Origin of the sequence: Novosphingobium ovatum, from assembly GCF_009909235.1 — a bacterium.
Lineage (GTDB): Bacteria > Pseudomonadota > Alphaproteobacteria > Sphingomonadales > Sphingomonadaceae > Novosphingobium > Novosphingobium ovatum.
In genome coordinates, this window is sequence record NZ_JAAAPO010000006.1 from 113,410 (window position 1) to 138,582 (window position 25,173).

The 25,173-nt window shown below is 65.8% G+C and carries 27 protein-coding genes; 10 read left to right on the forward strand and 17 right to left on the reverse strand.

Annotated elements, in window-relative coordinates; genetic code table 11:
- Positions 1-100: 100 nt before the first annotated feature.
- Complete coding sequence (locus GTZ99_RS14825) at positions 101-256, reverse strand: YdcH family protein (protein ID WP_161720260.1); 156 nt, start codon at positions 254-256, stop codon at positions 101-103.
- Positions 257-424: 168 nt separating this feature from the next.
- Between GTZ99_RS14825 and GTZ99_RS16920 the strand changes: the two genes are divergently transcribed.
- From GTZ99_RS16920 to nadA, 5 genes are all read left to right on the forward strand, one after another.
- Complete coding sequence (locus GTZ99_RS16920; RefSeq protein ID WP_227711390.1) at positions 425-718, forward strand: hypothetical protein; 294 nt, start codon at positions 425-427, stop codon at positions 716-718.
- Positions 715-912, forward strand: coding sequence for a YdcH family protein (locus tag GTZ99_RS14830; protein WP_161720262.1), 198 nt, complete (start codon positions 715-717; stop codon positions 910-912). The genes GTZ99_RS16920 and GTZ99_RS14830 overlap by 4 nt, the downstream gene beginning before the upstream one ends.
- A 264-nt stretch (positions 913-1,176) precedes the next feature.
- Positions 1,177-1,638 (forward strand): DUF1465 family protein, encoded by a 462-nt coding sequence (locus GTZ99_RS14835; protein WP_161720264.1) that lies wholly within the window; start codon positions 1,177-1,179, stop codon positions 1,636-1,638.
- Between the two features lie 111 nt (positions 1,639-1,749).
- Positions 1,750-2,664 carry an MBL fold metallo-hydrolase gene (locus GTZ99_RS14840; RefSeq protein ID WP_161720266.1) on the forward strand — a complete coding sequence of 305 codons (915 nt, stop codon included), beginning with the start codon at positions 1,750-1,752 and terminating at the stop codon, positions 2,662-2,664.
- Complete coding sequence (gene nadA, locus GTZ99_RS14845) at positions 2,657-3,643, forward strand: quinolinate synthase NadA (protein ID WP_161720268.1); 987 nt, start codon at positions 2,657-2,659, stop codon at positions 3,641-3,643. The genes GTZ99_RS14840 and nadA overlap by 8 nt, the downstream gene beginning before the upstream one ends.
- A gap of 104 nt (positions 3,644-3,747) precedes the next feature.
- Here nadA and GTZ99_RS14850 read toward each other — a convergent pair whose 3' ends face one another.
- The 4 genes from GTZ99_RS14850 to lipB form a co-directional block, all read right to left on the reverse strand.
- Entirely contained in the window at positions 3,748-4,734 is a 987-nt protein-coding gene (locus GTZ99_RS14850) for a TerC family protein (RefSeq protein WP_161720270.1), read from the reverse strand.
- 159 nt (positions 4,735-4,893) lie between these two features.
- Positions 4,894-5,076, reverse strand: coding sequence for a YdcH family protein (locus tag GTZ99_RS14855; RefSeq protein ID WP_161720272.1), 183 nt, complete (start codon positions 5,074-5,076; stop codon positions 4,894-4,896).
- Positions 5,077-5,401: 325 nt separating this feature from the next.
- On the reverse strand, positions 5,402-5,725 hold the full coding sequence (locus tag GTZ99_RS14860; protein WP_227711391.1) for a hypothetical protein: 324 nt from the start codon (positions 5,723-5,725) through the stop codon (positions 5,402-5,404).
- Positions 5,722-6,438: a lipoyl(octanoyl) transferase LipB gene (gene lipB, locus GTZ99_RS14865; protein ID WP_161720276.1), complete on the reverse strand. Its 717-nt coding sequence runs from the start codon at positions 6,436-6,438 to the stop codon at positions 5,722-5,724. Before lipB ends, GTZ99_RS14860 begins: the two co-directional genes overlap by 4 nt.
- A 157-nt stretch (positions 6,439-6,595) precedes the next feature.
- Here lipB and GTZ99_RS14870 point away from each other — a divergent pair, with 157 nt between their 5' ends.
- Positions 6,596-7,429, forward strand: a complete 834-nt coding sequence (locus GTZ99_RS14870; protein ID WP_161720278.1) for a glycerophosphoryl diester phosphodiesterase membrane domain-containing protein — start codon at positions 6,596-6,598, stop codon at positions 7,427-7,429.
- 71 nt (positions 7,430-7,500) lie between these two features.
- Here the strand turns inward: GTZ99_RS14870 and GTZ99_RS14875 are convergent, their stop codons facing one another.
- From GTZ99_RS14875 to GTZ99_RS14890, 4 genes are all read right to left on the reverse strand, one after another.
- Positions 7,501-8,133: a class I SAM-dependent methyltransferase gene (locus GTZ99_RS14875; protein ID WP_161720280.1), complete on the reverse strand. Its 633-nt coding sequence runs from the start codon at positions 8,131-8,133 to the stop codon at positions 7,501-7,503.
- Between the two features lie 163 nt (positions 8,134-8,296).
- The gene (locus tag GTZ99_RS14880) at positions 8,297-8,641 is read right to left on the reverse strand and encodes an arsenate reductase family protein (protein WP_161720282.1); all 345 of its coding nucleotides are present in this window, start codon (positions 8,639-8,641) and stop codon (positions 8,297-8,299) included.
- A gap of 4 nt (positions 8,642-8,645) precedes the next feature.
- Positions 8,646-9,197 (reverse strand): (2Fe-2S)-binding protein, encoded by a 552-nt coding sequence (locus GTZ99_RS14885; protein ID WP_161720284.1) that lies wholly within the window; start codon positions 9,195-9,197, stop codon positions 8,646-8,648.
- Positions 9,198-9,248: 51 nt separating this feature from the next.
- Entirely contained in the window at positions 9,249-11,357 is a 2,109-nt protein-coding gene (locus GTZ99_RS14890) for a TonB-dependent receptor (RefSeq protein WP_227711392.1), read from the reverse strand.
- A 214-nt stretch (positions 11,358-11,571) separates the two neighbouring features.
- On the opposite strand from GTZ99_RS14890, the gene dxs reads away from it, so the two are divergent.
- Both dxs and GTZ99_RS14900 read left to right on the forward strand, forming a co-directional pair.
- Positions 11,572-13,521, forward strand: a complete 1,950-nt coding sequence (gene dxs / locus GTZ99_RS14895) for a 1-deoxy-D-xylulose-5-phosphate synthase (protein WP_161720286.1) — start codon at positions 11,572-11,574, stop codon at positions 13,519-13,521.
- A gap of 5 nt (positions 13,522-13,526) precedes the next feature.
- Positions 13,527-13,982, forward strand: a complete 456-nt coding sequence (locus GTZ99_RS14900; RefSeq protein ID WP_161720353.1) for a DUF2141 domain-containing protein — start codon at positions 13,527-13,529, stop codon at positions 13,980-13,982.
- Between the two features lie 104 nt (positions 13,983-14,086).
- Here GTZ99_RS14900 and GTZ99_RS14905 read toward each other — a convergent pair whose 3' ends face one another.
- Positions 14,087-14,710 (reverse strand): ABC transporter substrate-binding protein, encoded by a 624-nt coding sequence (locus GTZ99_RS14905; RefSeq protein WP_227711393.1) that lies wholly within the window; start codon positions 14,708-14,710, stop codon positions 14,087-14,089.
- Between the two features lie 218 nt (positions 14,711-14,928).
- Between GTZ99_RS14905 and ispH the strand changes: the two genes are divergently transcribed.
- The gene (ispH, locus tag GTZ99_RS14910; protein WP_227711394.1) at positions 14,929-15,921 is read left to right on the forward strand and encodes a 4-hydroxy-3-methylbut-2-enyl diphosphate reductase; all 993 of its coding nucleotides are present in this window, start codon (positions 14,929-14,931) and stop codon (positions 15,919-15,921) included.
- A 55-nt stretch (positions 15,922-15,976) separates the two neighbouring features.
- Complete coding sequence (gene hpnH / locus GTZ99_RS14915; protein WP_161720288.1) at positions 15,977-17,137, forward strand: adenosyl-hopene transferase HpnH; 1,161 nt, start codon at positions 15,977-15,979, stop codon at positions 17,135-17,137.
- A gap of 144 nt (positions 17,138-17,281) precedes the next feature.
- On the opposite strand, the gene GTZ99_RS14920 is transcribed toward hpnH, so the two are convergent.
- From GTZ99_RS14920 to hpnA, 7 genes are read right to left on the reverse strand one after another with little or no spacing between them, the layout of a single operon-like run.
- Positions 17,282-17,974: a phosphorylase family protein gene (locus GTZ99_RS14920; RefSeq protein WP_161720290.1), complete on the reverse strand. Its 693-nt coding sequence runs from the start codon at positions 17,972-17,974 to the stop codon at positions 17,282-17,284.
- Complete coding sequence (gene shc, locus GTZ99_RS14925; protein WP_161720292.1) at positions 17,962-19,950, reverse strand: squalene--hopene cyclase; 1,989 nt, start codon at positions 19,948-19,950, stop codon at positions 17,962-17,964. The genes GTZ99_RS14920 and shc overlap by 13 nt, the downstream gene beginning before the upstream one ends.
- Positions 19,947-21,227 (reverse strand): hydroxysqualene dehydroxylase HpnE, encoded by a 1,281-nt coding sequence (gene hpnE / locus GTZ99_RS14930; protein ID WP_161720294.1) that lies wholly within the window; start codon positions 21,225-21,227, stop codon positions 19,947-19,949. The genes shc and hpnE overlap by 4 nt, the downstream gene beginning before the upstream one ends.
- Entirely contained in the window at positions 21,224-22,093 is an 870-nt protein-coding gene (hpnD, locus tag GTZ99_RS14935) for a presqualene diphosphate synthase HpnD (protein ID WP_161720296.1), read from the reverse strand. The genes hpnE and hpnD overlap by 4 nt, the downstream gene beginning before the upstream one ends.
- Positions 22,094-22,135: 42 nt before the next feature.
- Positions 22,136-22,990 carry a squalene synthase HpnC gene (gene hpnC / locus GTZ99_RS14940; protein WP_161720298.1) on the reverse strand — a complete coding sequence of 285 codons (855 nt, stop codon included), beginning with the start codon at positions 22,988-22,990 and terminating at the stop codon, positions 22,136-22,138.
- Positions 22,987-24,126: a glycosyltransferase gene (locus GTZ99_RS14945; protein WP_161720300.1), complete on the reverse strand. Its 1,140-nt coding sequence runs from the start codon at positions 24,124-24,126 to the stop codon at positions 22,987-22,989. The genes hpnC and GTZ99_RS14945 overlap by 4 nt, the downstream gene beginning before the upstream one ends.
- Positions 24,123-25,118 (reverse strand): hopanoid-associated sugar epimerase, encoded by a 996-nt coding sequence (hpnA, locus tag GTZ99_RS14950; protein ID WP_161720302.1) that lies wholly within the window; start codon positions 25,116-25,118, stop codon positions 24,123-24,125. The genes GTZ99_RS14945 and hpnA overlap by 4 nt, the downstream gene beginning before the upstream one ends.
- Positions 25,119-25,173 lie beyond the last annotated feature (55 nt).

Genomic DNA, 25,173 nt, shown 5'->3' on the forward strand with positions numbered 1-25,173 from the left:
TTCCTTTGGCCACATCAGACGCAAAACCGGCGCCGCAGCCTCATCGCCACAGCGCCGGTACGATCTTTCGGGACTCTACGACATGTTCATGCCGAAGGTCTCAACCGTGCGACAATTCGTCCTTGATCCGCAGCTTCTGCTTCTTAAGAGCCTTGATCATCGAGAGGTCCGGCGGGCGGCGGGTCATTTCCTGCTGAATGCGCTTTTCCAGACCGGCGTGCTTGGTCAACAATGCGCTGGCATGCGATGATTCCATAGGGACACTCTCCTGCGTATAGCGGCCCCCTGACCATCGCGTCCCGCCTGCCTCGATTGCCCTGAGACCGGCGTGGCGTGTGGCGGGCGCCTGTTGCAACCCCCCTCGCGAAAACGGCCGCCGGTGGCCAATGGCCCACAGGCAAACACCGTTGCACCGGCCTTCGACATGGCTGACTTGGCAAAGATCGCCAGTGACCATCGGCGCGCCACAATGGCGCCCATCTCGAATCAACGACCATGTTTGTCAGCCGGTGCGATTGTCATGGAAACACAGAAAGCCTATCGTGCGAAGCCCTTTCGGAGTCTTACGGGACAAGCCGTGGTTTTTTGCGACAGGTTGTTTGCCATTGTGACCTACGATGTGTGCCATGATGACAGCTACCTTCGCCCCGCAGTGCTGCGGGGCGCGGAGACTGACCGCAGCCAGGGGACGACATATGCACAAAAGGACCAGGCATGACCGAAGATGAAATGCGCAAGCAGCTGGAGATGCTGCGCGTGGAGCATCGCGATTTGCATGCCGCCATTGATGCGCTGAGCGAGTCCAATGCCGCCGACCAGATGCAACTGGCCCGGCTCAAGCGGCGCAAGCTGAAGGTGAAGGACCAGATGGCGCTGATCGAGGATTTCCTGATCCCCGACATCATCGCCTGATCCGCCAAAACGTCGCCCCATGCGGCAGCAAGGGGCCGGCAGGCCCCACTTTTTCCGGCACTGCGCCGCAATTTGCCCAATTAACCCCGCATTGCGATCCCATTGGGTTTCTTGACCGCGATCAATGAACCGCCCCTGCACATGAGCGATGGGACACCCGGCCGCGCTGCACTGTCCCATAATTGGACTGTCCCGTTTCGGGAAACGCCCACATCGGCCGAATCATTGTCACCGATTGCAGTCAGTGGTTAACGCAATCTTGCCATGACACTGACAAACAACATCAACCCCCGCATCGTCGAAGGGCTTTACTGCGAGGCACTTGTCCTGTCGGATGAGGTCCGCGCCGCCTTTGACCTGTCCGGGCGCATCGAGGAAACCGGCACCAACGAGGATGCCGCCCGCATCGCCCTGTCGTGCGAGGCGTTGCGCACCACCACCCGCATGATGCATGCGGTGGCCTGGTTGCTTAACCACCGCGCCTATTTCATGGGCGAACTCAGCGAGTTCCAATTGCGCCGCTATGGCCGATTGGCCCCGGACTTTCCCGCCGCCGATCCTGAACGGCTGGCGCTGGTGGGGCAGGACATCCGCGAACTGATCACCGCGACCGAACATTTCTATGCCCGCCTGCTGCGCATCGACCGCAGTTGGCGCGAACCGCAGCCCGGCAATGACAGCGCAATCGACCGCTTGCGTGCGCGGTTGAATCAGGCCGTCGCCTAAGGCCCGCAACGGCCAGACAGGGGGCGATTGATGGCGTCGCCCCATGTCCGGCCCGCCCCCGCACATTGATCATCTCGACAGGCGGGCCCGCAATGCCCATATGCACCGCGCATGAGCCTGCCCCCAAAGCCTTGGCCAACCGGCACCCTTGAACGCCCAGAGCGGCTGGTGGCGCGCGTGCTGGCCCCCAACGCCTCGCCCTATACGTTTACCGGCACGCAGACCTATCTGGTGGGCGACGCGCAAGGTCTGGTGGTGATCGATCCCGGCCCGGACGATGCCGTCCATCTGGCCGCGTTGCGCGCCGCGATTGGCGACACCCGCGTGATCGCGATTGCCTGCACCCACACCCATCGCGACCATTCGCCCGGCGCCGCACCGCTGGCCGCGCATACCGGCGCGCCGATCATTGGCTGCGCCCCGTTAACCATGGATGACGATGGCCCCCGCGCTGACGCGGCCTTTGACGTCTCCTATCGCCCCGACTCGGTGATGGGGGACGGCGATGTGATCGAGGGCACCGATTTTGCCCTGCGCGCCATCGCCACCCCCGGCCATACCAGCAACCATTTGTGTTACGCGCTGGAGGTGGGGGGCGACGCGCCCCCGGTGCTGTTCACCGGCGACCATGTGATGGGCTGGTCCACCAGTGTCGTGGCCCCACCCGATGGCGACATGGCCGACTATCTGGCCAGTCTGGAACGCCTGTACGCCCGCGAGGACCGCCTGTATTATCCCGCCCACGGCCCGGTGATCGACCGCCCGCGCCAATTGGTGCGCGGCATGATCGGCCACCGCCGCAGCCGTGAACGGCAAATCCTGAACCTGCTGGCAGAGACGAGCCATGCCGCGCCCCTGCCCATTGCCGACATGGTGGCACGCATGTATCGCGGGCTGGACGAACGTTTGTGGGGGGCGGCCGGCCGTTCGGTGCTGGCCCACCTGATCGATCTGGAACGGCGTGACATGGCGGTGCGGCACAGCGACACCCATTGGGCGCCGGCCAAGGGAGGTTTGAATGAGTGAGTTGAAGGCAAGTCTGGCTGGGATCGACATCCGCGCCGAGATCGAGCGCCTGCGCCGTGAGAAGAACGCGGTCATTCTGGCCCACTACTACCAAAAGCCGGAATTGCAGGATCTGGCCGATTTTGTCGGCGATTCGCTGGAACTCTCGCGCAAGGCGGCCGAGACGGACGCCGAGGTCATCGCATTCTGCGGCGTCAAGTTCATGGCCGAGGTGGCCAAGATCCTTTCGCCGCAAAAGACGGTGATCCTGCCCGACCTGAACGCGGGATGCAGTCTGGAGGATGCCTGCCCCCCGGCCAAGTTCAAGGCTTTCCGCGAAGCCCATCCCGACCACATCGCGCTGACCTATATCAACTGCTCGACCGAGGTGAAGGCATTGTCCGACATCATCGTCACCAGCAGCAGCGCGGAAAAGATTCTGGCCCAGATCCCGCGCGACCAGAAGATCATCTTTGGCCCCGACCGCCATCTGGGCGGCTATCTCTCGCGCAAGTTTGACCGCGAGATGTTGCTGTGGCCGGGCGTGTGCATCGTGCACGAGGCGTTCAGCGAAACCGAGCTGTTGAAGCTGAAAGCCCAGCACCCCGGCGCCCCCATCGCCGCGCATCCCGAATGCCCGCCCACCATCGTCGATCACGCCGACTATGTGGGCTCCACCAGCGGCATCCTGAACTATGCCAAGGGGATGGACGCCGACACGCTGATCGTCGCGACCGAACCGCACATCATCCACCAGATGCAACTGGCCATCCCGAACAAGACCTTCATTGGCGCGCCGGGGGCGGACGGCAACTGCAACTGCAACATCTGCCCGTACATGGCGCTCAACACGCTGGAAAAGCTGTATATCAGCCTGCGTGACCTCTCGCCCCGGATCGAGATCGAGGAAAGCCTGCGGCTGGAGGCCAAGAAGAGCCTGGACCGCATGCTGGACATGGCCAGCGGCACGGTTGGTCAGGGCGATCTGGGCGCGCGCTAAGCGCCCAGCCGCGCCAAAACGCAAAACGGCTGACCGAGTGGGTCGCACCCTCGGCCAGCCGTCCTGCAACCGCCACTCGGCGGATTAGAGATCAGGCAAGCTGATCAAACACGGGCGGGCGCGCCCTGCGGCCCGGTCTTCCACAAGGAATAGACCACGCCGCCCGCAATCAGACCAAGGGTCACGCCCAGGCTAAGCAGCGGCGGAAATTTGGCGCCGCCCAGCAGGAAATCGGCCACCAGAATCTTCGACCCGATAAACACCAGCACCAGCGCCAGAGCGTATTTCAGATAGTGGAAGCGGTGCACCATCGCCGACAGCGCGAAATACAGCGCCCGCAGGCCCAGAATGGCCATGATGTTTGACGTGTAGATCACAAAGGTATCGGTGGTGATGGCAAAGATCGCCGGGACCGAATCCACCGCGAACACCGCGTCGGCCAGATTGATTACCACCAGCGCCAGAAACAGCGGCGTTGCCGCCCAGACCAGCTTGCCGGTGGCGCCATCGGGCACCTTCACGAAAAAGCGCTGTCCGTGCAACTGGTCCGTCACCCGCATCCGCGCCGACAACCAGCGCACCACGGGGTTCTTGCCAATGTCGGGATCGCTGTCCTTGACGAACAGCATCTTGATGCCCGTCGCGATCAGGAAAGCGGCGAACAGGTAAAGCACCCAATGCGCATGGGCGACAATCGCCGCACCGCCCGCGATCATGATGCCGCGCAGCACGATCACCGCAATGATGCCCCACACCAGCGCGCGATACTGAAACCGCGCGGGGATGGCGAAAAAGCCAAAGATCATCGCAATGACAAAGACATTGTCGATCGAGAGCGCCTTTTCGATGAAGAAGCCGGTGAAATAGGCCATGCCCGCCCCATCGCCCTTGGCCCACCAGACCCAGACGCCGAACAGCATCGCGATGCCGATGTAAAACGCCGAAAGCCGCAGCGAGCGGCCCATATCCATTTCTTTGTTGCCGGCCGACAGCACGCCCAGATCAAAGGCGGTGAGCACCACCACCAACAGGGCAAATCCCGCCCATAACCAGATCGGCGTATCGAGCCACAGGCTGTTGAAGAAGTCCATGTCGGATCATCCCGATTGAAAGGCCCGATGAATTGGCCTTTGAAAAAGGCATGGCCCCGGCGCTGGTTGGGGGTATGGCCGAGGGGGCGTCGGCAGCAACCGGAGCCATGCAGGGGCCGCCGGGGGGTGTTCCGGCGGCTCAGGTGAAGGGTCGGGCGATCAGGCCATCTGCGTGCGGCGACGCGCCGGCGTCAGGCGCGCCAGCCGGTCCTTGATCGCCAGCTTCAGCTTCTTCAGCCGGGCGATCTCGAACGGGTCGGCAAAGCGGCGCAGGCGGGCAAGGCGCAAGGCCTCGTCCAGCTTCTGGTGGCGGCGCAGCATGGCGAAATAACGGTCAGACATATACGGTCCCTTTCGAACAAGGAGGTGGTTCGATCGGAGGCGCCGATGCCCGGTTTGGGGATGTTGGGAGGGAAGACAACACCCGGACCCAGACATCGGCACATCCGATGCGGTCCGACATCACGAGGTGGATGGCATTGCTGCCTGCTCCACCGCGCCAGAGGGGCCCGGTCCGCGAAGACGTAAATACGAGCGATTCGCTCCACTTTCAATAGCCCTTAGGTGCAGTCCATCGCATTTGGCCATCCATTCACCGCAGCCAGACACGCAAAAACCGGCCCCAGACCATGTCCAGCGCCGGTTTTAAGCTGTTTTTACGCGTTTTTCAGTCGATCTTGATCGATGGCTTGGCCGTTGTGTCATCGGCCGCGGAGGCCGGGGCGGCATCCCCTGTCGCGCCATCATCGGCCGCGCTCTCGGCGGCGGCTGCACCTGAATGCACCACCCGCGGCGCCAACGGCGGCTGCGAACTGGTCGCCTCATAGGGCAGCATCGCGTCGGAAATCGATCCCGACAACACCTGCCCGCTGGCCGAACGCTGGTCATCCTGCCGCGCGTCCTTTTTCGCGCCACATGCCGCCAGAACCGCGCACAGCGCCACCGCCATGCCTGCCACCACCGCTTTTTGCCCGATCCGCATCTGTCTCACTCACCTGCCCGGGGCGTCGGGCATGGCTGTGCCAGCCGCGCCAGAAAATCGCCCATCCGCGCCACCAGCGCCCTGTCCCATTGTTCGGCACTGACCGCAAGCCCCAGTCGCGTCAGGCTGGTCACGCCCTTTTCAGCGATGCCGCAGGGCACGATGCCGCCAAAATGCGACAGATCCGGGTTCAGGTTGACCGAAAAGCCATGCATCGTCACCCAGCGCCGGATACGCACGCCGATTGCGCCGATCTTGGCCTCGGCGCCGTCGATATCGCGGGTCCAGATGCCCACGCCCGCCTCTGACCGCCAGCTTTCCACGCCAAAATCGCCCAGCGTGTCGATCACCCAGCCTTCCAGCGCATGGACAAAGCCGCGCACGTCACGCGCGCGCTGTTTCAGGTCGATCATGACATAACCAATACGCTGGCCCGGCCCGTGATAGGTATGTTTGCCCCCGCGCCCGGCGGGCACGATGTCAAACTGGGGGTTGCGCAGATCATCCAGACTGGCGCTGGTCCCGGCGGTATAGACCGGGGGATGCTCCAGCAACCACACCAGATCGCGCGCGCGCGCCTCGCCAATGGCGGTGTTGCGCGCCTCCATCGCGGCCAATGCCTGCGCATAGGGCACCAGCCCCGCCTCGCACACCACATCCACGCCATCGGGCGCGGCCAAGCCCTGCCACAGGGCGCTGCCGGAAACAGAGGTCAATCGCATCGCTGATGCCTGCGTCAGATCGCGCGCCAAGGCAAGAGGGGGCAGGCCCGTGATTACCGCAAGCGGCCGGTTGAAACATCGCACCACCGGGCGCATAGGGCAATCAGGACATGCGCCCGCGCATCCCCACCCGCCACAGGCGCAAGCAAGGACAGGCATGAAAATCGACACGAATCTGGCATGGCAACGCGTTTCGCGCAGCGTATCGGCCAATCTGGCGCTGGCTTTGCCGCTGGCGGGGGTGTTCAGCCTGCTGCCCGCGCTGGCGGTGCTGTTCTTTGTGCCGCAGCCATTGATGGAAGGCGATATCAAAATGAACGAGGTGGTGGCCGCGATGCGCCACTATGTCGACACCTATCGCCCGTGGCTGCCGCTGATCTTTGGCGCGCAACTGGCGCAATTCGCGCTACAGGCGGCCGGATCGCTGGCGCTGGTGGCGCTGTTTGCCGACCGCGCGCTGCCCACGGTGGGTGATGCGATCAGCATCGCGCTGCGCCGTGTCCTGCCCTATCTGGCGGCCGAGTTCCTGTTCACCACACTGATCGCCGCCATCGCCTTGACGCTGCTGGGCGCGGCGGCGGCCAGCGACAGCCTGCCGCTGTTGATCATCACGGGCCTGGGGCTGGCGGTGGTGGTGTGCTATGTCGTGCTGCGCCTGTTGCTGTTGGCCCCGGTGATGGTGATCGAGCGCCAGACCAACCCCGCTCGCGCCCTGACCCGCAGTTGGCAACTGACGCGCGGCCAGGTGGGGCCGATGCTGTTGGTGGCGGCGCTGATGACGCTGTTGCAGGCGGTGGTGGCCCAGGCCTGTGGGCTGGTAGCGGGCGCACTGGTGGCTTTGGTGGCCGATGCTGCGGCCGGGCGGATGGCAAATATGGCGGTGATAGTGGTGGTGGCCAGCGGCTTTGCCATCTACATGGCCGCCTTTGTCGCCGAATTCCACCGCCAGTTGACCGCCCCCGAGCGCCACAGCGCCAGCCCCTTTGCGTAAACGGGGCGGCATGCAAAAGGGGCGCTGTGGTCCTCCCACAGCGCCCCTTTGTGTTACCGGCCGATCAGGCCTTACGCCTCTTCGTCCTTCCAGCCCCAGAAGATGAAGCAGGGGGGCACGTTGATCCACTCCAGCCCCTTGTCGATGCGCTTGAAGAACTGCGCCATGAAATCGCCCGCGCGCGGGGTGAACTGATAGACCAGAAACGCCCCTCCCTTGCGCAGCACGCGATGGGTAGCGCTGGCAATCGCCGGGCCAACACCGGGCGGCAGGGTGGAAAACGGCAGGCCCGACAAAACATAGTCCGCCTTTTCATGGCCATGGGCGCGCACGATCTCCTCGACATCGGCGGCCGACCCGTTGACCGCGACAAAGCGGCTGTCGGTAATCGTGCGCTTGAGATAGTCGATGAACAGCGGGTTGGTGTCGATCACGATCAGCATCGCATCGCGCCGCAACCGGTCCAGCACCGGCTGACAGAAGGTGCCCACACCCGGCCCATATTCCACGAAAAGCTTGGTATTGTCCCAGTCGACCGGGCCCAGCACCTTGGCGATTGTCTGGCGCGAGGACGGCACGATCGAGCCGACCATCACCGGATTCTTCAGGAAGCCTTCGACAAACACGCCCCACGGTCCCATCGCCCGGCGGATGCGGCTCTTGATCTTGGACAGCGGGGCCGCACTGGCCATTTCCGTAGTCATATTACCGAATATTCCCCTGGGCGTGGATGACTGTCACGATTGGTTCGCAAAACTGCAACCAAATGGCAAGGCTGGTTGACGGTGCGCATGGCCGATTACGGCACAGTCCGGCGGTTCAGGCTGCGTTTTTCCACATATCGCTTTGCGGCTTACCGCGCGCCAATCACAGGATTTGCGCCACCAGTTCCTGCGGTCGGCACAGGCGCACGCCCTTGTCGGTCTCGACCAAAGGCCGCTCGATCAGGCGGGGATCGGCGGCCATCGCGGCCAGCACGGTGGCGTCATCGGCGTCCGGCAGACCGCGCTCGACCGCATCGGTGCCGCGCAGGCGCAGGCCCTGTTGCGGCGTCATCCCCGCGTCGCGGTACAACTGCGCCAGCTTGTCGGCGCTGGGGGCGGTTTTCAGATATTCCACCACGCTCACCTCGACGCCGGGGGTTTCCTCCAGAATCGCCAGCGTCTTGCGCGACGTGCCGCAGGCCGGATTGTGCCAGATGGTTGCCTTCATGAAATCAGTCCTTGGTTTGGGGTGGGCGGCGCAAGGCGGGCACGGCCTGCGCCGCCTGCGCCGGAGAAATGCCGGGCGCGGGGGCCGCCGCCACGCTCTCCTGCCCACGCAGCGCGCGGCCCGCGCGCACCACAGCCCGCACCAGCCGGGGATAGACGCCGCAACGGCACAGGTTGGTGATGCCGACCTTGATCTCGGCCTCGGTCGGGTTGGGGTTGGCGGCCAACAGGCCCGCCGCCGCCATGACGATGCCCGGCGTGCAAAACCCGCACTGGATCGCCTGCTCGGCCACCATCGCCTGTTGCACCGGATGCGACCGGTCGCGGCTCAACCCCTCGATGGTGGTGACAGAGCGCCCCTCGGCCTGGGCCAGAGTCACCTGACAGGACCGCATCGCCTGCCCATCCAGCAACACCGTGCAGGCCCCGCAATCGCCCACGCCGCAGCCATATTTGGTGCCGGTCAGATTGGCCACCTCACGCAGGCCCCACAACAGGGGCATCTGCGGATCGGCGCGCATCTCCAGCGGTTGGCCATTGACAATCAGACTAGGCATAAGCCCTGTCTTGCCCGCAGCCGCGCCCGACCGCAAGGGGCCAGCCACCGCTTATAGCCCGATACGCACCCCCGCCCAGACCGTGCGCGGCGCGGCCAGATCGATGCTGTTGGGCTGCCCTGGCACAGGCTGGCTGCGGGTGATGACGGCAACATCGGCCAGATTTTCCCCGCGCAGGATCAGGCTGACCCCGGCGCGCACCGGCACCTGCACATAGGCGCCGATGGTGGTGGCCGATGGCATCAGGCTGACCTGCTGGTCATCCTCGTACTGGCTGCCGACATGGCGCAGGATCACCGCCCCGCGCAGCCCTTCGCGCGGTTGCCAGCCCAGCGTCAGGCTGGCGGCCACCTTGGGCGTCTGGGCCGGGCGCATGCCGTTCAGCCCCACCGCCGCGCCGCTGGCCCGCACCACCGCATCGCTCAGCGCCAGCGATCCGTCCAGCGTGACCTTGCCCGCCTTCACCCCCGCCTCGATCTCCAGCCCACGGGCGCGGATGGCGTCAACATTCTGGCGCAGGCGGGTGATGGTCGTCAGCGTTTGCGCGGTGGTGACATTGGCGATGGCGTGCGCCACGCGGTTGTCAAACGCCGTCACCGACAGGCGCAGCGCCTCGGCCGGGCGCCATTCCACCCCCGCCTCTGCCCCGCGCAGCAATTCATTGCCCAGCGCGGGATTGGCGTTCGTCACGGTCGACACGCCCGATGCCGTCAGGGTGAAACTGCGGTACAGCTCATTCACGGTGGGCTGACGCAGGCCGGTATAGGCCGAGGCGATCACCGCCAGCCGCCCCGTCACCTGCCAGCGCAATCCGCCGCGCCCCGTCACCGCCCAATCGGCGCGATCGGGGTGGTTCAGCGCCACGGTCACCACGCCCGCCGGGCTGGCGGTGGTGTTATAACCGCCGCTGATCGACCAACGATCAGCCCGCACCGCGCCCGTCAGCGTCACAGCGCCATTCAGGAAGGCGGGCGTCCAGGCTTCCTCGGCGTACAGGCCCAGATCGCCGCTGCGCCCGCCCGCCGTGCGATAGGCGGTCACCGCGCCGGTGCTGGCGTTATACCCCACCTCTGACAAGTCGCCCTGTGCGTGGCGCCAATCCGCGCCCAACCGCAACAGGTGATCGCCCCCCAGCGGCGGACGCACTTCCGCCTTTGCCCCGATGCCTGTGGAGGGCGTGCTGCGCTGGTCCACCGTCGGGCGATAGGTGCCCGACGAGATGGTGATGTTCGAAAACCCCCGGTCCTGCACATAGGCCAGCAGGTCAAACCCCCAGCGCCCCCGCCCGATCACCCGGATCGAGGCATCCTCCCCGCGCGAGATACTGTTCGCCCCGGCAAAGCGCAGGGTGCGATGGTCGCCAAACGCCATGACGCGCGCCTGCAATTCGACATCGGCGGCAATCGGCACCACGGCGCGCAGCGCCCCCGACCACCCGTCATAACGCGCCGGAACGCTGGCGGCGGCGCGCTGGCTGACAGGCGTGGTCCAAAACCCATCGCCCCGGTCCCACCGCGCCGAAGCGGTCAGTTCGCCCCCGCCCAGCGGCGCGGCAATCCCGCCCGACAGGCTGGTTTCGCCCCGGTCATTGCCCATGGCTTCGGCGGACAGGCGGTGGAGCACGCGGGCGGGCGCGCTTTCCATCTCGATCGTGCCGGCCACCGCGCCCGCGCCAAACGCGCCAGAGCCCCCGCCCCGCGTCACCCGGATCGCCCCCAGCCGGTCTGGCGCAATGGCCGACAGCGGGACCGAACCAAACATCGGATCGGCCATCGGCACGCCATCCAGCAGCACCAGCGTGCGCGCCGCCGCATTCCCGCCCAGCGCGCGCAACGTCACCCCCTGCGACGAGGGATTGGCCGCGCGGCTATCCGAGCGACGAAACTGTTGAAAACCGGCGACATTGGACAAAACGTCCTCGACCCGGCCCGACGCGGAGGCCACCAGCGCATCGCGCCCCAGAACCCGCGTGTCATAGGTGGCATTCAGCCGCAGCGCCGATTCCAGCCCGGTAACGACAATCTGCGCCGCGCTGTCCGGGGCGGCATCATCGGCGCGCGCGGCCACCGGAGCCAGCAGCCCGGCCACCATCGCCCCCGCCAGCGCCCCACGCCCCACCGCACCCAAACGCGCCTTGATGATTCCCTGCCTGCCGCCCATCCTGCTCAATCCCATATGCTTTTTTCGCCCGTTACACAGTAAGGGCAGCCATGCCGCGCCCATAGCCCGCCCCGCCACGCCTTGCAAACATCCCCCATGCCCGCGACAATTTGCCCGGCCCACGCCCCCCCTTGTCACCATACCGGCCAATGACCCTACGGGAATGCGCGTCCTTCATCGACATCGGGCAAATGGGTGTGTATGGCTGGGCGCTATGGAAGCAGATCTGTCGACCCCGATCCTGGACCGTGTCACCGTTCCCGCCGATATGCGCGGCCTGTCCATGGCGCAATTGCGCCAATTGGCCGATGACGTCCGCACCGAGATGATTCACGCCGTGGGTCAGACCGGCGGGCATCTGGGCTCTGGCCTGGGGGTGGTGGAACTGACGGTGGCACTGCACTATGTGTTTGAAACGCCGCGCGACAAGGTGATCTGGGACGTGGGCCATCAGGCCTATCCGCACAAGATCATCACCGGCCGGCGTGACCGCATCCGCACGCTGCGCCAACCGGGCGGCCTCTCCGGCTTTACCAAGCGGAGCGAGAGCGAATACGATCCGTTCGGCGCGGCGCACTCGTCCACCTCGATCTCGGCGGCGCTGGGCTTTGCCATGGCGAACAAGATCGCGGGTCAGCCCGGCAAGGCGATTGCCGTGATCGGCGATGGCTCGATGAGCGCGGGGATGGCCTATGAGGCGATGAACAACGCGCAGGACGCGGGCAACCGTCTGGTCGTCATCCTGAACGACAATGACATGTCGATCGCGCCCCCGGTGGGGGGGCTGTCGGCCTATCTGGCGCGGCTGGTGTCCTCGCGCCCGTTTTTGGAACTGCGCGAACTGGCCAAGAAGCTGTCGCGCAAACTGCCCGCGCCGCTGCATTCGGCCGCGCGCAAGACCGACGAATTCGCCCGTGGCATGGTCATGGGCGGGACTTTGTTCGAGGAATTGGGGTTCTATTACGTCGGCCCGATCGACGGCCACAATCTGGAACAGCTGATCCCGGTGCTGGAAAATGTGCGTGACGCCGCCGAAGGGCCGTGCCTGATCCATGTCGTCACGCAAAAGGGCAAGGGCTATGCCCCGGCCGAGGCGGCCGCCGACAAGTATCATGGCGTGCAGAAATTCAACGTCGTCACTGGCGAGCAGGTCAAGGCCGTAGCCAAGGCGCCCGCCTATCAGAACGTGTTTGGCGAAACACTGGCCAAATGCGCCGAGACGGACGCGCGCATCGTGGCGATCACCGCCGCCATGCCTTCGGGCACCGGCGTCGACAAATTTGCCAAGGCGTTCCCGGACCGCACCTTTGACGTGGGCATTGCCGAACAGCATGCGGTGACATTCGCGGCAGGGCTTGCGGCGCAGGGGATGCGCCCGTTTTGTGCCATTTATTCAACGTTCTTGCAGCGCGCCTATGATCAGGTGGTGCATGACGTGGCGATCCAGAATCTGCCCGTGCGTTTTGCCATTGACCGGGCCGGGCTGGTGGGGGCCGATGGCTGCACCCATGCGGGCACGTTTGACATCACCTATCTGGCGTCCTTGCCCAACATGGTGGTGATGGCCGCAAGCGATGAGGCCGAGCTGGTCCATATGACCTATACCGCCGTCTGCCATGACAGCGGGCCGATCGCCTTCCGCTATCCGCGCGGCAATGGTGTGGGCGTGGACCTGCCGCAAGTTCCTGAAAAGCTGGAGATTGGCAAGGGCCGAATCGTGCGCGGCCCCGGTGACAAGGGCGGCAAGGTGGCGATCCTGTCGCTGGGCACCCGTCTGGCCGAGGCGTTGAAGGCCGCCGATGTGCTGGAGGCGCGCGGGTTGTCGACCACGGTGGCCGACCTGCGCTTTGCCAAGCCGCTGGACGAGGACATGATCCGCCGCCTGTCGGCCTCCCATGAGGTGGTGGTCAGCATCGAGGAAGGCGCGATCGGCGGTCTGGGCGCGCATCTGCTGACGCTGGCCAGCGACGAGGGCTGGACGGATAATGGCTTGAAAATCAGGACGATGCGCCTGCCGGACGTGTTCCAGGACCATGATTCGCCCGACAAGCAATATGACACGGCGGGCCTGAACGCGCCGCATATCGTCGAGACGGTGCTCAAGGCGCTGCGCTGGAACGAGGCTGGGCTGATCGTTGATCCGGCAGAGGGCGCGCGGGCTTGAGCGGGATGCTGATGGCGGCACTGCTGCTGGCCGATGCGGTGGTGACGCCGGGCGGGGCCAGCGTGACGGTGCAGGTGACCAATGTGCGCAACGCCAATGGCCGCGTACTGATCGCCCTATGCCGCAAGGCTCAGTTTTTAAAGGAAACCTGCCCGATCAACGCCAGCGCTCCGGCACAGCCGGGGGTGACCACGGTGGTGATCGACAATGTGCCGCCCGGCGAATGGGCCGCGCAGGGTTTTCTGGATGAAAACAACAACAAAAAGGTCGATCAGATGCTGTTTGGCATCCCCAAGGAAGGGGTCGGCTTTTCCCGCGACGCGCGGATCGTGATGGGCCCGCCCAAATGGGCCGACGCGGTGTTTGTGCAGGGCAGCGGGCCGCAGGTGATCCGTTTCGCGCTGCGCTATTTCATGGGCCCCGGCAGCCCCGAGGCATGGGCCAAGGCGCATCCCAAATAGCGCCCTGTCCGCGCGATTTTGTTGTCAATGACTACAATAAGGCCCGCACAACATCATGTTGGCGGGCCTTTTGTCATGGCATTTGTCATCGCACGCGCGGCGGCCTATTTCGGGTTGGCGGCGATGCGGTTCAGGTGCTGGATCAGGGCGGGCGCACCGCCCTTGGCCACCACCGCGGCAAAGTCCGAACGGCGCGTGGCCAGCTCGCTGACGCCCTGGCGATAGATCACGTCGATGATCTTCCACTGACCGCCGCTTTGCCGCAGGCGATAGTTCAGCGATTCATTGGTGCCGCGCGGGCCGGTCAGTTGGGTACGCACCAGCTTGTCCGCGCCGCGCGTTTCGACAGGGCCGGTGATGGCGATCTTTTCGCCGGCGTAACCGTCAAAATTGGTCGCATATTGCGCCACCGTCATCGCCCGGAACGCGGCAACCACGGCGGTCTGGTCCTGCGGGGAAAATCCGGTCCAGGGCGCGCCCACCGCCAACCGGGCCATCGCCGGAATGTCAAAGGCGCGATCCACCACCGGGCCGATCTGGCGCGCGCGGGCGGCCTGATTGGCCCCGCCCGCCGCGGCCTTCATCAGGGCGATCAGCCCGTTATCCAGCGCCTCGACCGTGGCGAGGGCGGGGTCGGCGGCCTGTGCCTGCGCGGTCACCGGCGCCACGACCATCGCCAGCGGCACCGTCATCATCGCCATTCCCATACGGCCCAGCAAACTGTTCATCCCAACCTCTTTCGCATGAAGCTGGACGCATGCGACCCTCGGCACAGCCGAATCCGCCACGCGCCATCCCTGCGCGATACCTAATCGCATTGCCATGACCGCGCAATGAAGCAGCGGTTCAGCCAAGAGCCAGCTTTTCAAGCGTAATTTATATGGTAACTATAAGCTGAGGTTGGGATCTCGGCTTTTCCCCGCAAAGCGAGAAGGGTGACACCTGCTTGTCTGACGTCCAAAGCATCGCCGCACCATTGCGTGTCCTGCTGGCTGCCCCGCGTGGGTTCTGCGCCGGTGTGGTGCGCGCCATCGCCATTGTCGAACGCGCGCTGGAAGCGCATGGCGCGCCTGTCTATGTCCGGCACGAAATCGTCCATAACCGCCATGTGGTTGACCGGCTGGCTGCGTTGGGCGCGGTGTTTGTCGAGGAATTGGACGAGGTGCCTGATGGCGCGGTGACAGTGTTTTCCGCCCATGGCGTGCCCGCCAGCGTGGTCGATGCAGCCACCGCACGCAGCCTGCCGGTGTTTGACGCCACCTGCCCGCTGGTGACCAAGGTACATCGGCATGGCGCCCGTTTCGCGCAGGAGGGGCGGCATATCCTGCTGATCGGCCACGCGGGCCATCCAGAGGTGGTGGGCACCATTGGCCAGATCGAGGCGCCGGTGCATCTGGTGGCCGATCCCGAAGACGTGGACGCGCTGGCGCTGGATGATGACGCGCCGGTGGCCTATATCACGCAGACGACGCTGTCAGTGGACGAGACGCGCGCCACCATCGCGGCGATCCACGCCCGGTTCAGCGATGTGGCCGGGCCCGATGTGGCCGATATCTGTTACGCCACGCAAAACCGTCAGAACGCGGTGCGCGATCTGGCACAGCAATGCGACGCGCTGATCGTGGTGGGCGCGGCCAATTCCAGCAATTCAAACCGCCTGCGCGATGTCGCGGCCAGTTTGGGCAAACCGGCGTGGCTGGTGGGGGATGCGTCCGATGTGCGGGCCGAATGGCTGATCGGCCCGCATGGCCCCATCACCACCATCGGCATCACCGCCGGGGCCAGCGCGCCCGAGGATCTGGTGCAGGGCGTGATCGACCATCTGGCATCAATCCGTAAAATTTCGGTGGCAGAGCTTGACGGCATCCGCGAAAACGTGTCGTTCAGCCTGCCTGCCGCCCTGCGTCGACCGGCCGATCGCCGATCGGTCGCGGGATAGATTGGTCCACAGCGCACGCCCCCGGCCCCTGGCCTTCGCGTATTGGAGTTTTGCAATGTCCCTTCCTCTTGGCCCCGCTCTGCGCATCGGCGCCCATGCCGTCACGCAACAGATCAAGGGCGGCAAATATCCGCTGGTGCTGATGCTGGAGCCGTTGTTGCGCTGCAATCTGGCGTGCAAGGGCTGTGGCAAGATCGACTATCCCGACGCCATCCTCAACCGCCGCCTGTCGGTGCAGCAATGCATGGACGCGATCGAGGAATGCGGGGCGCCCGCCGTCTCGATCGCCGGGGGTGAGCCGCTGTTGCACCGCGACATGCCCGAGATCGTCAAGGGCTATATCGCGCGCAAGAAGTTCGTCATCTTGTGCACCAACGCGCTGTTGCTGAAGAAGAAGATCGATCAATACGCGCCCTCGCCCTATTTTACCTGGTCGATCCATCTGGACGGCGACAAGGCCATGCATGACAAGGCGGTCGATCAGGACGGGGTATATGAAGTCGCCGTCGAGGCGATCCACATGGCCAAGGCGCGCGGTTTCCGGGTGCAGGTCAATTGCACCGTGTTCAACGATGCCTCGCCCCAGCAATTGGCCACGTTCATGGACCTGATGGCCAGTCTGGACGTCGAGGTGACGATCTCGCCCGGCTATGCCTATGAGCGCGCGGCCGACCAGCAGCACTTCCTGAATCGTGAGCGCACCAAGACGCTGTTCCGCGACTTTTTCCGCCATGGCAAGGAAAGCAAGGCCGCCGGCAAGCCCGCGTGGAAATTCACCAATTCGCCGCTGTTCCTGGACTTTCTGGCGGGCAACCGCAGCTATGAATGCACGCCGTGGTCGATGCCGCTGCGCACCGTGTTTGGCTGGCAAAAGCCGTGCTATCTGGTGGGCGAAGGCTATGTCGACACCTTTGCGCAGCTGATGGAAGGCACCGACTGGGACCAGTATGGTGTCGGCAAGTACGAGAAGTGCTCGGACTGCATGGTGCATTGCGGGTTTGAGGGCACGGCGGCCAAGGAAGGCATCCTGCGCCCGTGGGAATTCATCGGCACCGCGCTGAAGGGCATCCGCACCGAAGGGCCGATGGCCCCCGATGTGGACCTCTCGCAAGCCCGCCCGGCGGTGGACGTGCACATGACCCATGTCGAGGCCGAGATGGAAAAGATCCGCATCGAGGACCCGGAGGGCTACGCGCGGGCGACCCGCGCGGCCTGATAGCATGCGGGTCACCCGCGCGGCCTGATCACCTGCGGGCCACCCGCGCGGCCTGATCGGGCCACGCCAGCCAAACGCCAAAAGGGCGGTGCAGGATGATCCCGCACCGCCCTTTTCATATCCGCCGCGCGGGCAGCAGGGGTGTTAGAACAGCATCGCCGACATGCGCTCGTCAAAGCCCAGGCGACAGCCCAGTTCACGCGCGCCATTGCCCAATTCGCGATAGGCCTGGGCAAAACCATAGACGGTATGGGCGAAATGGCCGATCTGGTTGGGCCGATCTATCAACGACTTCATCACCGCGCCCACGGCGATGCCGCCATCATCCTTCATCATCACCTCGACGGCGGGGGGCAACTGGTCCTCGGCCCGGTCGGACACGCAACGCAGGATGGCAAAGGGGATGTTGGCGTGGCTGGCGGCCTCGGCGGCGATGTGGCTTTCCATGTCCACCACCAGCGCGGCGCTGGCCCATGCCCGGGCAGCCTTGTCCATCGCCTCGCTCATCAGATGGCCGTCACAGTGGACCGCGCCCACCCGCGCGCCGGGCAGGCGGGCCTGCAACACCTTGACCCATGCCTCGTCGCATTTGGCGTGGAAACTGCCGATCAGGCGGCGCCCGATCACCCAGTCGCCCAGCCGCATCGACGGGTCGATCGCCCCGCACATGCCAAAGCTGACAATGCCCGCGACATGGGGCGCGCGCTGCGCCAACGTGCGGCGCAGGCCGTCCTGATCGCTGCCAGCCGCGATCACCTCGACGCCGTTGCCGTCCAGCACCATGCCCTCACGCAGCGTGCCGGTCACCACCAGCACAGGCTTGTCTACATACCCCACGCGATGCGCTCCGCATTTGAATCGATCAGATTGCGATACCGCGCCATCGCCCACAGTGGGAAATAACGTGGATACCCATGATAACGCAGGTAAAACACCCGCGGGAAACCACCGCCCGTATAGACCTCCTGACCCCACAGACCGTCATCGGCCTGATGCGCTGCCAGCCATGCCATGCCACGCGCGACGCTATCGCTGCGCGCCTCACCCACGGCCATCAGCCCCAATGTGGCCCATGCCGTCTGACTGGCGGTTGAACGGAATGCCTGATGGCCGGTCCGGTCCAGCGCATAGGAATCGCAAGATTCCCCCCAGCCGCCGTCCGCGTTCTGCACAGACTTCAGCCACGCCACCGCACGCGCCACCATCGGGTGATCGGCGCTCAGCCCCGCCCGGCCCAGCGCGCACAGCACCGACCATGTGCCATAGACATAATTGACGCCCCAGCGGCCAAACCAGCTGCCGTCCGGCTCCTGTTCCTTGGCCAGCCAGTTCAGCGCGGCGACCATGCGCGGGCTGTCCAGCGGCTCACCCATTTGCGCCAACATCGAAACAACGCGCGCCGACACATCCGCCGTCGGCGGGTCCAGCAAGGCGCCATGATCGGCAAAAGGCAGATTGTTCAGGTAATGCGCGTCATTGTCGGCGTCGAATGCGGCAAACCCGCCATCCTTGCTTTGCAACCCCAGCGTCCATTCGGCGCCGCGCGCGATGCGTTCGGCGTCCTTGCCGCCACGCCCAATCTTCGCCATCCCGGCGGCGCGGTCCATCGCCATCACCACCACCGCCGTGTCGTCCAGATCGGGATAGTAATCATTGGCATATTGGAACGCCCAGCCACCGGGACGCACACCGGGACGCTGCTCCTCCCAATCGCCCACCGTGTCCAGCACCTGACGCGGGCCCAGCCAGTCCAGCGCGCGGCTTGCGGCCGCCTCGGCCTGGGGCGTGCCGACCTCCAGCATGGCGTGGGCGGCCAAGGCGGTGTCCCACACCGGGCTGACGCAGGGCTGGCAGTATGCCTCGTCCTCATGCACCACCAACAGGCGTTCGACCGATTCGCGGGCAATGGCGCGGTCGGGGTGATCGGCCCCATAGCCCAGCACGTCATACATCATCACGCTGTTGGCCATCGCCGGATAGATCGCGCCCAGCCCGTCAACGCCGTTCAACCGCTGCGTCACCCAAGCGCGGCAGCGTTCGATGGCGCGGGCGCGGATACGGCGCGGCCAATGCGGCTCAAACCGTTTGAGCGCCCAGTCCAGAGCCTCGAACCCGGTCTTCCAGATGACGTGGACATGGGCGGCCTGACTGGTGAGCGGCCGGGGCGTGCCGGAAAACAGCTCGTCCACCATGACGCCGCGCGGGTTTTTGGCCCGCGGTTTCAGCGCGCATAGCACCAGCAAGGGCACCACCACCGTGCGCGCCCAATAGCTCATCTTCAGCAGGTGGACCGGGAACCATTTGGGCGCCAGAATCAGTTCGGGCGGAATGGTGGGCACCTGCGCCCAATCGCCCGCGCCAAACAGCGCCAGCTGGATGCGGGTAAAGACATTCACCGCCTCTGCCCCGCCGGCGCGCAGAATGGCGGCGCGGGCGCGGGCCATATGGGGCGCGTCGACATCATCGCCGATCATCTTGAGCGCGTAATAGGCCTTTACACTGGCGCTGATGTCAAACCCGCCGTCATGGTACAACGGCCAGCCATCATGCGCATCCGACTGAATCCGGCGCAAATACCGGCCAATCTTGGCCTCCAGCACCAGATCGTCCGGTTCGCCCAGAAAGTGGCGCAACAGGATATATTCGGACGGGATGGTGGCGTCCGCCTCCAATTCGTACACCCAATGGCCATCGCCCTTTTGCTCGGCAATCAGGGCGTTGGTGGCGCGGGCAATGGCCGCGTCCAACGCATCGCGCGCGGGCGCAGCGCCCACATCTGCGGTGGCGCGGGGGAGGTCCAATACTTCGGTCATCCCTTAGGTCTATAACGCAAGGGGCGCCCCAAGACTAGCTGCGCTGCAGCATCGCCATTGCGAAGAGCGCCCTCGATCGTGGCGGGCAGGCCGTTTTGCACCCAGTCCCCCGCCAGAAACAGGTTGCGCCAGCGCGTCGCGGTGGCCGGACGGCGGGCGTCCTGTTGCGGCGTTGCGGCAAAGGTGGCGCGCTTTTCCTTGACCACCTGCCACGGCGGCAGCGGCGCATCGCCCAGACGCAGCGCGGCGCACACCTCGGCCCAGACGCTGCTGGCCAAAGCTTCACGCGGGGTGTCCATCAAACGGTCGGCCCATGACACCGTCACCGATATGCGGTCGGGATGGGTAAAAATCCATTCGCTGGTCGCCCCCACCACGCCCAGCAGATCGGGCGCGCCCGCAGGCGGGGCCACGGCAAAATGCAGGTTCAGGATCGAGCGGTGGTCATCGGGCACCACCAGATCAGGCACCAGATCGCCCGCCACCCATGCCGGCACGGCCAGCACCACGGCGCGGGTCGGCGCGATCTCCTCCACCCCGTCGGCCCATTCCAGCGCGGTCACCGCCTGGCCTTCGAAGCGGATGGCGCGCAGCCGCCGCCCGGTGGCCAAAGGCACGCCCCGCGCCGCCAGCCAGTCCACCGCCGGATCAATGAACGCCGCGCCCAGATTGGGCACCGCCACGCGCGGCGCGCTGGCCCGCCCGCCCGCCGCCAGCGTTTCGGCCAGCACATTGGCCGTCAACCGCGCCGAGGCCTGATCCAGCGGGGTGTTGAGCACCGAAAGCAGCACCGGATTGAGCATCCGGTCCCACAGCCGCCCCCCCGCGCGGATCAGATCGGTGATGGTCTGATGGCTGCGCCCTTTGAGCAACCGGGCCAGCGGCAGGTAATCGGACGGAAGCGTCCCGGGCACCCGGCGCGAGGGCACAAACACCCACCACGGAAACCGCCCGTCATTGATCCGCAGCGTCCAGCGCGTGTCATCGTTCAGATCGACAAAGGGGAAATCGGCATGCCTGTCCCCCGCCAGCGGCGTGTCCGCCCCCACCAGCGCGCGGAAATCCGCCACCGCCGGATTGCCCGCCAGCACCAGATGGTTGCCATTGTCGATCACCATGTCCAGCGCGGGATCGCGATATGACCGGCACCGGCCTCCGGCGCGGGCGGCCGCGTCCGACAGGCTGACCTCCAGCCCGGCATCGCGCAGCACACAGGCCGCGTTCAGCCCCGACAGCCCGGCCCCGACAACCGTGACCCCGGTGTAGCGCGTGCTCACCGAAACAGCCACAGCCGCAGCGCCATGCCCAGCAACGCCAGTTTGGAGACACGGATACGATGGCGCGGCGCGTGCCAGCCGGCCGCGATCATGCGCTCCAGCACGGGCGCATAGGCCGCCTCCATCAGGCGCGGGGCGACCAGATGGCCGCGCGGGCGGGCGCGCAGGATGGCCCCGGCAGCGCGGAAATGCGCCTGCGCCTTGGCCGCCAGCCAGCGGGCGGCGGTGTACACGCCGGCTTCCCCCAACAGCGCGGCGGGCGTCGTGGGGGTGATCCCTGCCAGCCGCAACGCCTCGATCGGCAGGTACACGCGGTCGATCCCGGCGTCCTCGTCAATGTCGCGCAGGATATTGGTGAACTGCAAGGCGCGCCCCAGATGATGCGCCAGATCGACGCCCACGGCCCGCTCCATGCCAAAGACATTGACCGACAGCCGCCCCACCGCGCTGGCCACCCGGTCGCAATAGAGGTCCAGCGTGGCGAAATCGGGCCAGCAGATGTCGGCGTCGACATCCATCCGCATCCCCGCGATCACCTCCTGGAAATCGGCCTCCTGCAGGTCGAACCGGCGCACCGCTTCGGCCAGAAACGCCGCCTGCCCGGTGTCGCCGCCACGATACAGCGCGCCGATCCAGCGCGCCCAATCGTCCAGCATCGCGCCGCGCCGGTCACGCGGGGCGGTCTGATCATCGGCAATGTCATCCACGATCCGGCAAAAGCCATAGATGGCAAACATCGCCTCACGCTCAGGCCGGGGCAGGATGCGCATGCCGGCGTAAAAGCTGCTGCCCGACACTTTGGCGGACAGATCGGCCATGGTCAGCGGGGCGGCAGTCGCCAGCGGAGCGGTCAGGGTGGTCGTCATCGCGCGCTTCCTACGGTTCTATGCCTGTTGGCGCAACTGGGCCTATCGGCGCAACTGTCCCAGCCAATAGCGGCCCAGTGCCCCCAGCGCCAACCAGCCCGCGCGGCGTTTGGAATGGTGCACGCCCCCCACCAGCGGATCGCGGGTCAACAACAGGGTGCACAGATCCTGCGCCAAGGCATGGATCACCGCCACCTCGCTGGCCAGACGGCGGTCGCGGATCTGGGCGGCAAAACCGGCGCTTTGCCGCAGCAGACCTTGCGTCTTTTCCGTCAGCAGGTGGATGATGTCCAGCAAGGCCCGGTCGGCCCGCGCGCCGCCCAGCGCGCTTTCGTCCAGCCCGGCGGCATGCAGCAGCGGCAGCGGGATATAGACGCGGTCCATCACGCGGTAATCCTTGCCGCAATCCTGCAGGTGGTTGATGATCTGCAACGCCGCGCACAAGGCATCATTGGCAGGCCATGTGTCGCGCGTTTCGCCATGCACATCCAGCACATAGCGCCCCACCGGCATCGCCGATTTGCGGCAATAGGCGATCAGCCCGTCCCAATCCTCGTAGCGCGACTGGCGGCAGTCCTGTTCAAACGCGTCCAGCAATTCCATGGCATGCACCACCGATATGCCCCGGTTGCGACAGACATGGGCCAGTTCCATCGCCTCGGCCGCGCCAACGCCGGTCAGCCCCTTGCGCATGTGCCGAAGCAGCCGCAGCTTGTCCGCCGCGCTGGCGTCGGGGTTGTCGGCAATGTCATCGGCCGCGCGGGCAAAGCGGTAATAGGCCATCACCGGCGCGCGCGCATCGGGCCGCAACAGCCAACTGGCCACCGGAAAGTTTTCCTGATTGTGGTCCTTGCCACTGGCCAGATCCGCGATGTCGTTGGGTGCCGCTTGCGTCATTTGCCTGCCTGTGCCCGGCCTTTCCACATGCCGCCGGTGCCGCGATAATAACACAGCGCCGACCACAGCGTGCAGCCCAGATAAAACCCCGCCACCAGCGGCAGGGTCAGCGCCCATAGCGGCGATCGGCGATAGAATGCCAGCACCGGCTGATAAAGCGTGAGCGCAACAAGGCAGGCTGCAATCCCGGCCAGTTGCCCGCCGCCCTGCCCGCACAGCGCCGCCCAGATCGGCGCGCCAAACACCAGCCCCAGCCCCGCCACCGTGCCGATCAACAGCACCGGGTTATAGCGCAATTGGGCATAGGCGCTGCGGGCGATCATCCGCCCGATCCCGCGCCAATCGGCATAGGGCCGGATCGACTGGCTGCGCCGCGTCAGGCCCAGCCAGATCGGGCCTTGACGTTTGATCAGCGCGCCCAGCGTGCAATCATCGATCAGCGCCCCGCGCATGGCGCCAATCCCGCCCGCCGCGGCCAAGGCATCGCCCCGCACCAGCACGCAGCCCCCGGCCGCCCCCGCGACACGGCGGCCGATAAAGCCGGTGCTGTTCACCAGCCCAAATGGGTAGAGCATCATGAAAAACCAGATAAACGCCGGGATCAGCCAGCGTTCGGCCCATGTCTGGTTGGTCAACAGCGCCATGAAGGACACCAGCCTTTTGTCCCCCGCCCGCGCAACCCCCACCAGCGTGCGCAACGTGTCGGGCGCATGGGCGATATCGGCATCGGTCAGCCACAGATATTCGGGCGCGCCCGCCTGCGCATTTTGGGCGGCATGGATGCCCTGATGCACCGCCCACAGCTTTCCGGTCCAGCCATCGGCCAATGGCGCGCCGGTCAGCACCGTCAACCGGTCGGTGGCGGGCAGGGCGCGGGCGATGTCGCCGGTGCCGTCCGAGGAATTGTCATCCACCAGAATGACCCGCAGCGCGCCGGGATAGTCCTGCGCCAACAGGCTGCCGATCGATTGGGCGATGACGTCTGCCTCGTCCCGCGCGGGGACCACGGCCACCACATCGGGCCACGCGCCCGGCGCGGGCTGCGCCACGGGAGCGGCCTCGTCATTCTGGTCACAGGTCCAAAAGCGCGTTGCCGCCAGACCCAGCCAGATCAGCAGGGCGATCCAGCCGATCACGCGATCATCCCCGCGCCCCGGAACCAGCCCAGCGCGTCACGCACCGCCTCTTGCCACGGCCGCGCCGTATAGCCCAATTCGGCCTGCGCCCGCGCGCTGGAGTAATACATATGGTGGCGCGCCATGCGCAGCGCGTCACAGGTCAGGAACGGCTCTTGCCCTGTCACCCGCGCCCACAGTTCCGCCCCCACCGCCAGCGGGAACAGCGGCGCCACCGGCAGGCGCACGGTCGGCGGTTTGCGCCCCACCTGCGCACAAATCTCGGCCAGCATTTCGCCCAGCCGCACGTCCTGCCCACCCAGCACATAGCGCCGCCCGACCACGCCCCGTTCCGCCGCCAGCAGATGGCCGCGCGCCACATCCTGCACATGCACAAGGTTCAGGCCCGATTCGACATAGGCCGGCATCTTGCCCTGCGCGCATTCCACCAGAATGCGACCCGTAGGGGTGGGCTTGATGTCGCGCGGGCCGATGGGCGTGCTGGGGTTGACGATGACGGCGGGCAGGCCTTCGCTCGCCACCATCTGCTCGACCAGGCGTTCGGCCACCACCTTGCTGCGTTTGTAGGCACCCACGGCCTGTTCGGGGGTGGCGGGGCGGGTTTCATCCGATGGCTCGCCATGGCCGGGCAGCAATGTCGCCACGCTGGAGGTATAGACCACCCGCCCAGCCCCCGCCGCCAGCGCGCCGCGCATCACCGCGCGCGTCATGGCCAGATTGTTGGCGACGATCTCCTGTGGGTCGGGCGCCCAGATGCGATAGTCAGCCGCCACGTGATAAACCTGAGTCGCGCCCACCATCGCGGCGCGCACCGCGTCCTCGTCCCGCAGGTCGGCGGTGGTGATGTCGCCGGGAAAGTCGGCCAGATTGCCGGTCACGCTGCTGGCGCGCACGATGCCGCGCACATTGTGCCCGGCGGCGGCCAGTTCCCGCGCCACCGCGCTGCCCAGAAACCCGGCAACGCCGGTGACGATCGTGATGCCCTGCGCCATATCCGGTCCCTCTGCGGCTGCCGCGTGTTCCCCTAAAGCCTTTTGCCGCGGGTGC